We start from the raw sequence: 12,495 nt of genomic DNA, 5'->3' as shown, positions 1-12,495 counted from the left end.
GCCCCATGGATTGGCGCGTTACTTCTCTAGAGAGACTGCTGTAAAACGCCGGCGCTCAAACTGCGGGTGCTCGATCTCGTCAAGCAGCGCAACTGCATAATCCTCGGCCGAGATATAGCTCTCGCCCTGATCGTTGCTGAGCAATTGATCGGTCCCGGTGCGATACTTGCCAGTGCGCCGACCTGGCACGATGAGTGCGGAGGGACTAAAGAACGTCCAGTTGAGATCAGCGCCGCGGTAGATATCCAGTGAAGCACGCTGAGCGTTAGCCGTAGGCTTGAAGATGTCGGGGAACTCGGGCGTATCGGCAAGCAGAACTCCCGGAGCAACTTCCAGGCTGCCGGCCCCACCGACAGTAATCAGGCGTGCTGCACCGGCTCGCTTCACACCCTCAATAACCGCCTTCGTAGATTCCACAAAGAACGCCATTTTATCAACATTGTCGTTTCTGTCGGCCCCGGTTGCATTTACCACTACATCGGCACCTTTTACCGCCTCAGCCACGCTGGACGCATCAAGAACATCCGCCCGCGCGACGGTAAGGCGGGGATGAGCGATAGGGAAATTTTCGGGGTGTCGCGTCAGCGCTTTGACTTCGTGACCACGTACCAGGGCCTCCAATGTAATGCGCTGACCAATAGTGCCGCTGGCCCCAAATAGAGCTATTTTCATACAAAACTCCTCTCGTAGCAAGCCATAGATGCTGGAGAGAAATCTCTCAGCCAGGCTTGCCCATCTCGGCTATTTGTAACTACATCAGTTATGAATATAGTTAAAAAAAAAGGACGTACCCTTACCGTTTCTGGCTATAGGTATCCTCGCTGGCAGTCTCAAGCACCTGGGCAATAGTCTGTTGCGCCAGGGCTTGTTCAAAGGCCCGCTCAGCCTCGCCAAAATAGACGGTAAGGGTACGTTGGATATTCCTGCCAATCAGACAGTCAGGATTAGGTGTGCTATGAGGTAAAGAGAGGAGACGGTCATCTTCAATTGCGCGATACACATCGAGCAGGCTGATAGATGTGGGCTCACGCACCAATCTCCAGCCTCCTCCCACACCAGGCTGTGAAGTAACTAAGCCAGCGCGGCTCAGCATTCCCAAAATGCGCCGGATGAAGACAGGGTTGGTGTTGACGCTACCGCCTATGTATTCGGATGTTATAGCTTCGTCTGCTGCCAGGGATAGAAGGGTCAGAATATGGATTGCGACAGCAAACTGACTTTTGGTGGCCATGCTAGCCCTCTTTCCTCTCTTATCTGTAACTAATATAGTTCCAAATAAGGCGCTTTGTCAAGGAAAAATTGGATGCATAGGTAAGCTTGGGGGAGCTGCCGCGTAAATAACCAGCAGGCTAAAACGCCTGCTGGCGCCGATCCGCTCCTTGACTTCTCGGGTTGAGTATGGCATCATAAGCATAACTAATAGTAATTATAATGATAAAAATATGGAATGTATTGCTTGTGGCGGCTGGCAAGCCATTATTGTTGAGAATCTTGCCGGCTGGAGCAATGCCAAAGCGCGGTGATTCTACTCAATAGAAGACGCCCGGGTGGAGAGGAACAGTTGAAGTCTCTATTTCTAGAAAGGTAGGCAGCAATGGTCACAACGCCCATAACGGCGGCAAGCCCAACCGGTAGCAGCTATACCGGCCCAATTATTGACACAGACGTCCACGAGACAATATCTTCCTGGAAACATCTTGCGCCCTATCTTGGGGAGCCGTGGCGCGGCCTGCTCGAACGCGGAGCCTGGACGAAGCCCGGAGCGCCCTTTGCCTATTGGGCCAGTCATGGCGTCAATCGAGCCGACTCTTTTCCAGATTCGGGCGCTCCGGCGGGCTCTAACTACGAGTTATTTAAGGCCCAGGTGCTTGATCTCTATCCGATCAAATATGCCATCCTGACCGGTCAGTTTATGCCAGGCATTATGGAGATGCAATTCGAATTCGCCTCAGCCTTAGCCTCAGCCTACAATGATTGGCTATTTGAACACTGGCTGCAAAAGGACGAGCGCATCCTGACCAGTATCCATGTTGCTCCTCAGGACCCGCAAGCAGCCGTGAGGGAAATCGAGCGGCTGGGAGACCATCCCCGCGTTGTGCAGATAATCTTGCCCATTGCCCAGCTTGCCTACGGCGATCCTTTCTATCATCCCATTTTTGAGGCGGCGCAGCGCCATAATCTCGTGATCGGGCTCCATCACTCCTCGTTTGTTAAAGGTGCGATGGGCCGAGGACGTTACTACATCGAGTGGCATGTTAATGTGCCCCAGGGCGCGATGTCGCTTTTGACGAGCCTGGTCTGCAATGGCGTCTTCGATAAATACCCAAACCTGAAGTTTAATATTATTGAGAGTGGCTGGAGCTGGCTGCCGCATCTCCTCTGGCGCTTCGATCAGAACTATCGCTCTCTCCAGCAGGAGATTCCCTGGGTGAAACGCCTGCCTTCGGAACACATACTTGAGCGCGTCAAGTTTTCTACCCAGCCAACCGAAGATTTTGATGCCCAAACCTGGCTGCGCCTGATAGAGCTTTTGGGGACCGATCGTCTATTTGTCTTCGCCACGGATTATCCGCACTGGGACTTTGATGCGCCCAATGAAGCCATTCCGCGCGGGCTGCCTGCCGCGTTGAAGTCTCGTATTTTCTATGAGAATGCGCGCGAGCTGTACGGTCTGGAGCAAGCGAGGAGCGTGTAATGCTGAAGCGAAAGTATCTGGCAGCACTTCTCCTGACGACGGCTATGCTTTTAACTAGCGCTTGTGGGGGACAGAATGCCTCGACGGCTAGCAAATCTGCCTCCTCGATGTCAGCTGTGCCAACCGAAGTGACGATAGCTTATCAGCCCTCAATGGGCTCTGCCAACCTGATCGTACTTAAACAGCAAGGAACTCTGGAGAAGCAGTTTCCCCATACGCGCATACAGTGGAAGCTCCTGAATAGCGGCTCAGCCGTTCGCGAAGCCATGATTGCTAACCAGGCTCAGCTTGGCTACATGGGTGTGCCGCCTTTTCTCGTGGGCTGGGATCGCGGCGTGAATTGGAAAGTGTTAGCCGCCACAAGCAAAATGGATGCCTGGTTGGTCGCGCGCGAGCCTCGTTTCAAGAGCCTGCGGGACTTTAAGCCGGGGGATAAAATTGCCGTTGTTGCTCCCGATTCGTTGCAGGCGATTAATCTGCGTAAGGCCGCTCTGGCCCAATTGGGTAACGCCCACGCTCTTGATAGCAATCTTGTCGTCATGACGCCGCCGGATGCTGAGCAAGCTCTGCTTACCGGGCAGGTAGCTGCCAATATGGGCGCACCACCTTTTCAGTATCGCGAGGTCGCCGCTGGCGGGCACAGGCTTCTGCGCGGCTATGATATCTTTGGTCAGGTGACGACAGATGAAGTGGTCATTTTGCAAAACTTCTATGCTCAGTATCCCGATTTTGCCCGCAAGCTCAGCCAGGATCTTGTTGAGGCCACAACATTTCTCAATAGCCACCATGAGGAGGCAGCGCAGTACCTGGCCCGGGATCAGTTGGGAAAGGCGACGGCTGCGCAATACAAAACGTGGCTTGACCAAACCGGCTCCGAATTTGAGACAACGCCGGTGGGCCTGTTAAGCTTTGCCCAGTTTATGCAGTCCATCGGGCTCATTTCCAAGGTGCCGGGTTCAGAAAAAGAGCTTTGCGTTCCTGCCGTTGCAGGCTAATACTCTGTCCTTCCTGCTTAAATGGTGATCTCATAAAGCCTATGAGATCACCACTTTACTATAGACATCTTCACGTACGGCCTACCGCCTGTCCTGATTAGCAGAGTGCTAAAGCCGGGTGGCAGGCCGTGCAAGGCTTAGCAGTCGCGCAGTTCGGGCGACTGGTTGAGAATCTGGCTGCGTGGTGTGATGAACTCTTCATAGTCAGAGCCGAGCTGGTCCTGTTTGAAGAGGGCGACGCGATGGCAATTCTGGAAGGCCAGCTTCACGCCATAGTGCTGCTCTAATGCGTGGCGCATGGCATCGCTGGAGAGCACGCGCAACAATTGCCCGCGCGCTTGTTCGCTCGGAGGCGGTACCTGATTGTCAACAAAGGTTGCTCCGTTATTTTGCAAGCGCTGGGCCAGACTCTCTATTAGACCCCAGGCGTAAGGCAGCGAATCCTTGATACACTGGAGAAAATCTTGCTTACTGATTTCGCCTTGCTGAGCCTGCTCAAGAAGAGCTGTCGAAACGTTAAGAGACATGAGAAAATCCTTTCTTATAGTCAAATACTAAACGTAATGTAGAGCAATGGGCATGGCCGTAAGTCTCTACGCTGAAAAGATGTACTACAAAAACAACCATTACCTTATAAAGCGGTGACTTGGCTGCTACTTGCCAGCTCAACCTCTTGAGCATAGGGCATGTAGTCATGATCAATTTGTGTGGTCAGATCTTCGCCGGCCACGACATTAGCCCAGCCCAGAGCATTTTTACGATGAAATTCGATGGCATACTGATAGAAGCGCTGCCAATCCTTTGGGCTGGCATCGACGGCCTGCTTTAGCGTGGCCAGTGTTGCTAGTCCTTGCTCTTCGAGCTCTGTCAAAGGAAGATGCCGGCCTTTTTCCTGTGAACGCACGTAGCGAGAATGCGGCATCCAGGTGAGGAGATCGGGGCCTGCATGCGTGTGCAGAAAGGCGACATCATCCTCGGTCTCAATCTTATTGCCCACAACCTTGATACGTAGCTTGTACTCCCTGGCATAATTGATATATTGCTGATAGACCCCAAGCGACTTGAGCGTTGGTTCAACCACGATAAACGTGATATCAAAGCGTGTAAAAAGGCCAGAAGCAAAGGCATCAGCACCTGCCGTCATGTCTACAACTACATATTCTTCAGGCTTATCGAGTAAGTGATTGAGCAGAAGCTCGACTGCTCCCACCTTGGAATGATAACACTTCAGGCCCAGGTCGTCCTGGCTGAATGGTCCGGTCACCATCAGGCGCGTGCCGTGAATATCGCGCGCGAAATGTTCGTATATTGGATTAGCTTCGGTGACATGTAGTAAGCGCGAGCCGCGACCCGGCGGTGTAGTTTTAATCATTGCGGCCGCAGAGCTGATTCTGCTATTACTGCCCCGTACGTATGCTTTGATACGCTCCATTTCCAGGCCCAGGGGAGGAATAGCGCTGGCTGCCGGCTCTGAAAGCCCCAGAGCCGTGGCAAGATGCTGGTTGATATCAGCATCGAAAGCCAGTACTGGATATTTCTGTAATGCCAGATAGCGACAGAAAAGGGCCGAGAGCGTTGTTTTTCCGCTGCCACCTTTGCCTACAAATGCGACTTTCATCTGACATACCTCTACTACTCTAAGATCAGGGAGAGGCACCTGTGCCGTTGTTCCGGGTAATTGCCTCTCTTAGTGATACAGTGTATCAAATAAAACATGCTTTGTCTACCCCTTTTACGTTATATTGATCAATCCACAAAGATTGATTTTTGTTTGCCTCGACTGCACGTATCAGAAGCTCGTTGGCGCTGTGTTGGTTACGTTTTTCGGCTCGCTGACGTGTCGTAGGCGAGGATTGCAGTTTGTTAATTCTCGTAGGGGCCGCCAGGTAAGGAAGCAAGTTCGATCTTTCCATGAAAAGTAACAAGTCTCCTCTAAAAAGAAGAAAGGAATAGAGCTGATTATGATCGAAAGAGACAAACAAGTAACAGATCAGCAGAAAAAGCATAAGGCAGAAAAGGAGCGACATGAGCATCCGCAAAAGGATGTTAAGGCTGAACCAGCCCAGCAGCATGCTAGAAGCGATACAGATCCCAAAACCATGCAGGATAAAGATTATGTCAAGAGGATAGATGAGAAAACCGAGAAGCATTAAATAATCAAGGCTAGCAGGACTGGAAGGAGGTGTGTGAGATGGGCTGCTTGACGACAAAAGCTGCCAACTATGTTAAAATTAGAGGACATTTCTCTTCAAAGCAACATTTCAGCCATTTTGATACTGATTGGCATCTTCTTTGTGACGGGAAGCAGCCTCCTTAGCAATCCACTGAGGATATGAAAGCTAAAGCAACCTTAGCCTGGAAAGGAACATAATGGGTAGGGCCCCAATTTTATGTATGCAGATCGACGAAGATTTACAGTTGCGCTTACTTGAGACTTGCTATGCCGAGGAATACTACAGGCTGATTGATCGCAATCGAACCCATCTTGGACGTTGGATGCCCTGGGTCAAGTATGAAAACAGCCCGGAAACCACGAAAGCTTACATCCATCAATCCTTGGTGCATTTTGCCAATGATGAGGCTATGCAGACGAGCATCTGGTATCGTGGCCAGCTAATTGGCTCTATCGGCTTTCCTCGCCTGCATTGGAGCGATAGAACTGCAGAGATCGGTTACTGGCTCGATGCGGAAGCCCAGGGGCGAGGCGTGATTACACGTGCCTGCCGTGCCCTCATTAATTATGCCTTCGAGCGCTACAATATGAATAAGGTTGAGATACATACCGCCGTTGGCAACGTACGCAGCCGCGCTGTGCCCGAGCGCTTAGGCTTTACCCTGGAAAGCATCATCCCGCAGCATCAATGGCTCCATGATCGTTATGTTGATGTAGTGATCTATGGCCTGTTTAGGCGTGATTGGCAAGGCTAAACAGAGCTGAGGGCGGACCTCATTTCGTCAATTACCACCTGTTCACACGAGGCCAGAGAGCATCGATGGTTGCGGGTCCAGTATCTTCAAGGCCTGGCGAAAGGTGAATTACATGATACTGATCGTACTGAGCAGCAGTCGCACAGGCATGATTTGGCAGGATGCGCACCCGCGTCCCGAGCGGGAGGACTGGAAGCCTTGCGCTGCTATTGGGACGGATGGTGAGAATGCCATGCTCCTGGTTGGCGTGACTCATGATCAGATCTGTGTAAGGCACGCCATCGAGTGCGGTAACCATGCCATATCCCTGATCGATCCGTTGGCTCGCGGTCCCGCGGTCGCTAGAGGTTGCCATCCAGCCGCCGTCAGTGATAATCCATCCCTTGCCGGGGCGGTGGCCAATCACCGTAACAACTACGGAGAGGGCGAGGTCGTCAATATCGCAGACCCCGACACCCGCCATGAAGAGATCGAAGAACATATAGTTGCCAGCTCGCACTTCTGTGACGCCCGTCAGATCAACGGCTGCATAGGCTGTTGGGGTTGAACCAACACTCACGACAGGACATGGTAGGCCCCTACTTCTCAGGGCGTTGGCGGCTGTGACAGCAACTATACGCTCATTTTCGGCAGCGGCTGCCAAAGCTTGCTGAGTGTTAGCAAAGTACGACTCGCCAGCATGGGTGAGCACGCCACGCAATTCCGAAGCACTGTCAAGTATCCTGCCAATTTCGATAAGCGCCGGATCGTCTGCAAGCACGCCGCCACGGTGACCATCGCAATCGATCTCGATGAGAGCAGGGATACGCTTACCAGCCTCTCTTGAAGCCTTGGCGACAGCCTCTGCCTGTTCCCGGCTGTCAAGGAGCACCGTCAGATCGACGCCGCGCGCACAAAGAGCCAGAACGCGCGGAAGCTTATGTGGAGCGATTCCCACAGCATATACGATGTCGGTGTACCCGGCGGCAGCAAAGGCTTCCGCCTCGGCCAGCGTCGAGACAGTGATAGGTCCGGTTGCACCGTTAAAGAGGCGGCTGGCAACGTCGACGGACTTCGCTGTTTTGAGATGGGGCCGCAGTGTCACCCCGAGCCGCTCGATGTGTTGCTGCATGCGCTGAATATTGTGGAGCAATTTGTTGTGATCAAGAACTGCAAATGGCGTGTCGGGATCGACGATTGTAAGTGGACTCATTGCGGGATTCCCTCCTGTTCTGCTAGCCAGTTTAAGTATACCAGACGAGGGACAGTTTCTCCAGACTCTGAATGGTTGCTTCCTTCTGCTCTGTGCCGCCTACGAAAGAAGTACGGCACAAAGCCAGGAAGTTCAATGATCTGCACGGGGAGGATATTGTGCTTCTCTGTAACTTATGACTACGCCACATAGCGGCTCGGGCTAGATATCTCGTGCAAAAATTGAAGATATGGTAATTAGGAGAGATTGCCTATTCGTTTATCTGTAGACGATGTTGGCGCTGTTTCGAACTCCAGCGAGTGATGGTCAGGGTTTCCTCATCGTTGTACTGGTTGTGGTAAACTGAAGCCTCATCGAAGTCAGTGATATGCTCATAGATCCTATAATCGGTGCGATCGGTACAGCGCAGCCATTCCGCGAGCTTTTTCTGGGCGCATTTCTCGCATAAGTATGCAAAAACAAGCTTGTCATGCTCATCTAAATATTCGTGAGTATAGACCGGAGTTGTTTGCCTGCATCCTGGACAGATGTGCTCCCACATATCACCTGGGAGAGCGTGGCGTTTCAGGCCCCATAGTAGTTTTCCGTCAGGTCTCTTGCGCATATCTCTGCTCCTCTCATCGCTGTATCTTCCTATTAAATCCATTTGTAAGCTATTCAGAAGTTCAGATTACCTCCATACTATTTTCTAGAAGGGAAAGGGCAAGCCCTGATGATCCCTTATGTACACCTTTTTTATGGCTGCAGTTCGTCTTCTATTACTATACAACAGTGCCGGGCCGGATAATAGCCCCTGGCAAGTTTAGTGAGAAAGGTTGCACGCTGGCCACAGCTAATTTGCCAGGGACACGATGGCACTCCTGTTACTGGGGGCTAAAGGCTGCAGGTAGGGCTTTGCAGTTCTCCAAAACGAGATGGTGAAGGGCGAGATGTCGCGATTGAACGGATTTGGCCCCGCTTTTTCTTCTCTTGGGCGCAGGCGTCAGGCGGCACACAAACCAGAACTGGATAGCCCTGCCTGAGCCGCAGGGAGAAAGTACTTGTAGAGAGCATGCAACTGTGTAACAATAGAGGCTAATGGTCAAATGCTATTTTAGGAGCTAAAGTATAGCTATATGATGGAACTGGCTTTGAAGTTCTGGAAGCTCATCCCTGGAAAACCTCAATGGTATGTGCTCTGGCTGACCCAGCCCAAATTTATTATCGGTGTTTCAGGGGTCATCTTCGATGAGCATAAACGCATCCTCCTCCTACGCCATCGTTTCTGGAAAGCCGCCTCCTGGGGCTTGCCCGGCGGCTTTGTACTATCCGGCGAAAAGCTAGAGGAAGCCTTATGCCGGGAGGTCAGGGAAGAGACCAACTATATTGTTGAGATCGATGCTTTGCTGCGGATGGTAAGCGGCTATCGGCTTCGCCTGGAGGTAAGCTTTGTGGGAAGGCTGATAGGTGGTGAATTGTGTCTGGACCCCAAAGAAATCAGCGAGGCGCGCTTCTTTGACTTTGACCAGCTTCCAGAGGGGCTTCTTCCTTCCCATCGCGAGCTGATTGCCCTGGCCCTTTCCAGATTCCCTTAAGCTGCACTGGTTATCTGCAGAATCTCATCATCTCTTAGTAATTCGGGAAGAGCGGCCTGGGAAGGCAGTTAGTGGCCACTGCGCATCAATGGGCCAGGGCGCAGGATGCGGCCAAGATGCAAGTCGAGGTCTGGGAGTTTCCTCAGAGACCTCTTTCTACGAGACACCCGGCTACCGCACCCTGCAACGACACCTGGTAATTGACCTTGCTTGAAGCATTTCTCCTCATTCTGTAAAGGGAAGAGCCTTAATCAGCTTAGACATCGCGCGTTGAAGGCGGGAAGCGGTTAGAACGATCCCAGGCAACGATGCGCTCGGGAAAGATGCGAATTATAGACTCGCTCAAGTTTGGATCGATCTCATGCCCGCCCGAGTTGAGAGCCTTGGCCTGCCCCCGTATCTCGATGAAGCCTGGTGCGCCGTCTGGTAGGATATCATCTATGAGAAACGATGCCCGGGGATTTTGCATAACGTTGCGAAACTTCTGCGACTTTTCCATCTGAAAGCCTGCGATATCAATGGTATCAAGTTCGGCGTTATAGCGGTAGCCGACAGCCTTGACCTGCGGCTCCCCGCGAGGAGAAATCGTTGCCAGCCTTCCCCTTGTTTGCTCCTGTACGTACTTTAGCTCTGCTTGTGTAAACTTGCTCATGATACTGTTCCTTTCGCTCTTTGTTCTCGGCTAGAGAAATGTTTCAGGCTTGTGTCTGTGTTTTCAGGCTTGTGGCTTCAAGTGGATGAGACTCGTGATAATGAATCACTTTCCACAGCCCACTTTTGCGCTGTAAAACAAAGCTAACTCGCCCATCGGCCATATGTAGTTGTCCTTTCAGCTCTCCTTCGAAATGGAAATGCAAAAAGGCCAGAGCAATCTCTCCGAGTATATCTATTGCTACATCGCTCACCTTCATCGTCGTGACGTGCTTAAAAAGGCTGCCGATTCTCTCGTAGTAGCCTTCTACCTCCTGCCAGCCACGCATTGGCGCGGCCATTTCCTGCGCAATATAGATGATTTGCTCGTAGTCTTGATCCCAAATGGACTTCAGCTCTTCTATATCTGCAGTCGCAAATCCATGACGGTAGTGTTCGATAAGAGCAGCAATCTGCTGCCTATCTTGCTCTTTTGTTGCCATCGCCTGCTCTCCTTCTACCTTAGCCAGCCTGCTTGGCCCTGGTTTGGTCTAACCCTTCTCTATGAACATTGTCTCATCTCAGTTTTAGCAAGCCATAACGTAAACCTGGTTAGCCTATTGCCAGCCAGATTTTGCACTCCAGCTTGCTGCTTTCGTAACCCTACTACCGTGCGGCCGTAAGAGCGTGCCGAAGAAAATAGCATGCAAGAGCCAGACCACATGGACAAAATGGGGTCCGAGCGTCTGGCTCTTCGACTCGGTTCCCAATAAGTATAAATGATGTAAGCGCTTGCTATAGCTGTACAGAGGAAGAGAAACTTCCTGTACGAAAGGGCAGAGTAACGGTCTTTGCTTCAGCCTTATCAGCTCGTGAAAATAGGCTTGTTTTAGCAAAGCAAGATTGCTGCGATCCTTTGTCTTAAGTTTACATGCCTTGACAGTTATATAACCAAAATGGTATATATATTCTATGATGACAACATTTGAGGTGCTGGCTGAGCCCATGCGCAGGCAGATTCTCGACTTGCTGCGCGAGCGGCCGCGCTTGGTAGGCGAGATGGTTGTGCTACTTAGCGTCAGCCAACCGGGCATTTCGAAGCACTTACGAGTGCTGCGGGAGGTAGGCCTGGTCAGGGTGCGCCAGGATGCCCAGAGGCGCTGGTACGAATTGCATCCCGAGCCACTGGCCGAGGTAGACGCCTGGTTAGAGCCCTATCGCAAGCTCTGGGGAGAGCGTCTTGATGCTCTGGAACGTCACTTGAACGCAAAGAAGGAGGAAGCTTGATATTATGCCGTTTCCCACACATAAAACAAGCAATGCTGCTGATGGGATCGTTGAGACAAAGAATGGCTCGCATGTTCTGCGCTTCGAGCGCTATCTCCCTCATTCCATTGAACAGGTATGGGCCGCACTAACTGAGCCTGAACAGCTTGTTGCCTGGCTTGCTGAGGCCGACGTTGAGCCTAGCAAGGGCGGGCTCGTTCAACTGCGCTGGCTTAATACTGATGAGCAAGGGAAGCATGCTGTTATGAATGCTGCGATTACACAGTTCGATCCGCCACGATTGCTTGAGTATGCCGGCGATATCCATGGCGTGCTGCGCTTCGAGCTACAAGAGGCAGCTGGTGGTTGTATCCTGGCCTTCAGCAGCACGCTGCCCGCTCCTAATACCCACCTGGCCTTACAGCTTGCTGGCTGGCATAGTCATCTCGATTTTCTGGCAGAAGCTCTGGATGGCAAGGCTGTGGATTGGCCCCACTGGCCACTCGATCTCTGGCAGAAGCATTACGATCGCTATTCTCAGGGACAGAAGGATGTTTGAGAGAAGTACTGTTTCTATTGGCTAGAAAAGGAAAGTTATGAACCGTATTGAAACCATTTGTCCACCTGATCTTTCCGCGAACCCCTTTCGCTTTACCGTCGAGCGCGTGATGAAGGCTGCGCCCGCTGTACTCTATCGGGCCTGGACTGAGCAGTTTGATAGTTGGTTTGCCACCCCTGGTACGCTGCTGATGAAGGCGGAAGTTAACGCCGTCTTCTTCTGGGAGGTTCACAATGGGGAGAATCGCTACGCGCACTACGGGCGCTTTCTCAGGCTAGAGCCCGAGCACCTCGTTGAGTTGACCTGGCTCACCGGAGCTACAGGAACGAAGGGGGCCGAGACAGTAGTGACTGTCGAGCTTGTGCCAGAGGGAAGCGGAACGCTTTTACGGCTCACACATGCAGGCTTTGTGGACCAGGAATCAAGGGATGGTCATGAGCAGGCCTGGCCAAACGTTCTCGCGCATCTCGACGAACAGATGTCACAGTAAAGCTTTTAGCTGATAGATAAGCCTATTACATGTGTTTATGCCGGGCTCGACAGGCAAACGAGCCCCAGAGAGCCCGGTATATTTTTAATGCTTCATGTGTTCGGATAAGGAAACGAGCAAAGTTACATAAAGCGTAATGCAGTTTTTATATTTCAATAGGCAAAGC

At 51.8% G+C, this 12,495-nt stretch carries 17 protein-coding genes; 8 read left to right on the top strand and 9 right to left on the bottom strand.

What is annotated here, in order from left to right; all coding sequences use genetic code 11:
* Nucleotides 1-18 precede the first annotated feature (18 nt).
* Both EPA93_RS04465 and EPA93_RS04460 read right to left on the bottom strand, forming a co-directional pair.
* Nucleotides 19-672 carry an NAD(P)-dependent oxidoreductase gene (locus EPA93_RS04465; protein WP_129885889.1) on the bottom strand — a complete coding sequence of 218 codons (654 nt, stop codon included), beginning with the start codon at nt 670-672 and terminating at the stop codon, nt 19-21.
* Between the two features lie 121 nt (nt 673-793).
* On the bottom strand, nt 794-1,231 hold the full coding sequence (locus EPA93_RS04460) for an Rrf2 family transcriptional regulator (protein WP_129885888.1): 438 nt from the start codon (nt 1,229-1,231) through the stop codon (nt 794-796).
* A gap of 363 nt (nt 1,232-1,594) precedes the next feature.
* Between EPA93_RS04460 and EPA93_RS04455 the strand changes: the two genes are divergently transcribed.
* On the top strand, nt 1,595-2,695 hold the full coding sequence (locus tag EPA93_RS04455) for an amidohydrolase family protein (RefSeq protein ID WP_129885887.1): 1,101 nt from the start codon (nt 1,595-1,597) through the stop codon (nt 2,693-2,695).
* The gene (locus tag EPA93_RS04450; RefSeq protein WP_129885886.1) at nt 2,695-3,690 is read left to right on the top strand and encodes an ABC transporter substrate-binding protein; all 996 of its coding nucleotides are present in this window, start codon (nt 2,695-2,697) and stop codon (nt 3,688-3,690) included. Before EPA93_RS04455 ends, EPA93_RS04450 begins: the two co-directional genes overlap by 1 nt.
* 137 nt (nt 3,691-3,827) lie before the next feature.
* Here the strand turns inward: EPA93_RS04450 and EPA93_RS04445 are convergent, their stop codons facing one another.
* From EPA93_RS04445 to EPA93_RS04435, 3 genes are all read right to left on the bottom strand, one after another.
* Complete coding sequence (locus EPA93_RS04445) at nt 3,828-4,217, bottom strand: SCO5389 family protein (protein WP_129885885.1); 390 nt, start codon at nt 4,215-4,217, stop codon at nt 3,828-3,830.
* A gap of 104 nt (nt 4,218-4,321) precedes the next feature.
* A complete protein-coding gene (locus EPA93_RS04440; protein WP_129885884.1) occupies nt 4,322-5,308 on the bottom strand; it encodes an ATP-binding protein in 987 nt (328 codons plus the stop codon).
* An 85-nt stretch (nt 5,309-5,393) separates the two neighbouring features.
* Nucleotides 5,394-5,603: a hypothetical protein gene (locus EPA93_RS04435; RefSeq protein ID WP_129885883.1), complete on the bottom strand. Its 210-nt coding sequence runs from the start codon at nt 5,601-5,603 to the stop codon at nt 5,394-5,396.
* Nucleotides 5,604-5,651: 48 nt separating this feature from the next.
* Between EPA93_RS04435 and EPA93_RS04430 the strand changes: the two genes are divergently transcribed.
* Together EPA93_RS04430 and EPA93_RS04425 are read left to right on the top strand one after the other, a co-directional pair.
* On the top strand, nt 5,652-5,843 hold the full coding sequence (locus EPA93_RS04430; RefSeq protein ID WP_129885882.1) for a hypothetical protein: 192 nt from the start codon (nt 5,652-5,654) through the stop codon (nt 5,841-5,843).
* Nucleotides 5,844-6,060: 217 nt separating this feature from the next.
* Complete coding sequence (locus tag EPA93_RS04425) at nt 6,061-6,618, top strand: GNAT family N-acetyltransferase (protein WP_129885881.1); 558 nt, start codon at nt 6,061-6,063, stop codon at nt 6,616-6,618.
* A 31-nt stretch (nt 6,619-6,649) separates the two neighbouring features.
* Here EPA93_RS04425 and EPA93_RS04420 read toward each other — a convergent pair whose 3' ends face one another.
* Together EPA93_RS04420 and EPA93_RS04415 are read right to left on the bottom strand one after the other, a co-directional pair.
* Complete coding sequence (locus EPA93_RS04420; RefSeq protein WP_129885880.1) at nt 6,650-7,810, bottom strand: DSD1 family PLP-dependent enzyme; 1,161 nt, start codon at nt 7,808-7,810, stop codon at nt 6,650-6,652.
* 250 nt (nt 7,811-8,060) lie between these two features.
* The gene (locus EPA93_RS04415; protein WP_129885879.1) at nt 8,061-8,414 is read right to left on the bottom strand and encodes a hypothetical protein; all 354 of its coding nucleotides are present in this window, start codon (nt 8,412-8,414) and stop codon (nt 8,061-8,063) included.
* A gap of 511 nt (nt 8,415-8,925) precedes the next feature.
* Between EPA93_RS04415 and EPA93_RS04410 the strand changes: the two genes are divergently transcribed.
* Nucleotides 8,926-9,384: an NUDIX domain-containing protein gene (locus EPA93_RS04410; protein ID WP_129885878.1), complete on the top strand. Its 459-nt coding sequence runs from the start codon at nt 8,926-8,928 to the stop codon at nt 9,382-9,384.
* Between the two features lie 256 nt (nt 9,385-9,640).
* On the opposite strand, the gene EPA93_RS04405 is transcribed toward EPA93_RS04410, so the two are convergent.
* Both EPA93_RS04405 and EPA93_RS04400 read right to left on the bottom strand, forming a co-directional pair.
* Nucleotides 9,641-10,036 (bottom strand): PPOX class F420-dependent oxidoreductase, encoded by a 396-nt coding sequence (locus EPA93_RS04405; protein ID WP_129885877.1) that lies wholly within the window; start codon nt 10,034-10,036, stop codon nt 9,641-9,643.
* A 43-nt stretch (nt 10,037-10,079) separates the two neighbouring features.
* A complete protein-coding gene (locus EPA93_RS04400) occupies nt 10,080-10,517 on the bottom strand; it encodes a YybH family protein (RefSeq protein ID WP_129885876.1) in 438 nt (145 codons plus the stop codon).
* 469 nt (nt 10,518-10,986) lie between these two features.
* Here EPA93_RS04400 and EPA93_RS04395 point away from each other — a divergent pair, with 469 nt between their 5' ends.
* The 3 genes from EPA93_RS04395 to EPA93_RS04385 are packed head-to-tail and all read left to right on the top strand — an operon-like array spanning nt 10,987 to nt 12,329.
* Nucleotides 10,987-11,301, top strand: coding sequence for an ArsR/SmtB family transcription factor (locus EPA93_RS04395; RefSeq protein ID WP_129885875.1), 315 nt, complete (start codon nt 10,987-10,989; stop codon nt 11,299-11,301).
* A 4-nt stretch (nt 11,302-11,305) separates the two neighbouring features.
* On the top strand, nt 11,306-11,839 hold the full coding sequence (locus EPA93_RS04390) for an SRPBCC family protein (RefSeq protein ID WP_129885874.1): 534 nt from the start codon (nt 11,306-11,308) through the stop codon (nt 11,837-11,839).
* A gap of 37 nt (nt 11,840-11,876) precedes the next feature.
* Nucleotides 11,877-12,329, top strand: coding sequence for an SRPBCC family protein (locus EPA93_RS04385; protein WP_129885873.1), 453 nt, complete (start codon nt 11,877-11,879; stop codon nt 12,327-12,329).
* The last annotated feature ends 166 nt before the right edge of the window (nt 12,330-12,495 follow it).

It is taken from the genome of Ktedonosporobacter rubrisoli (genome assembly GCF_004208415.1).
Classification (GTDB): domain Bacteria; phylum Chloroflexota; class Ktedonobacteria; order Ktedonobacterales; family Ktedonobacteraceae; genus Ktedonosporobacter; species Ktedonosporobacter rubrisoli.
This window is presented reverse-complemented; position numbering and strand designations above follow the sequence as displayed.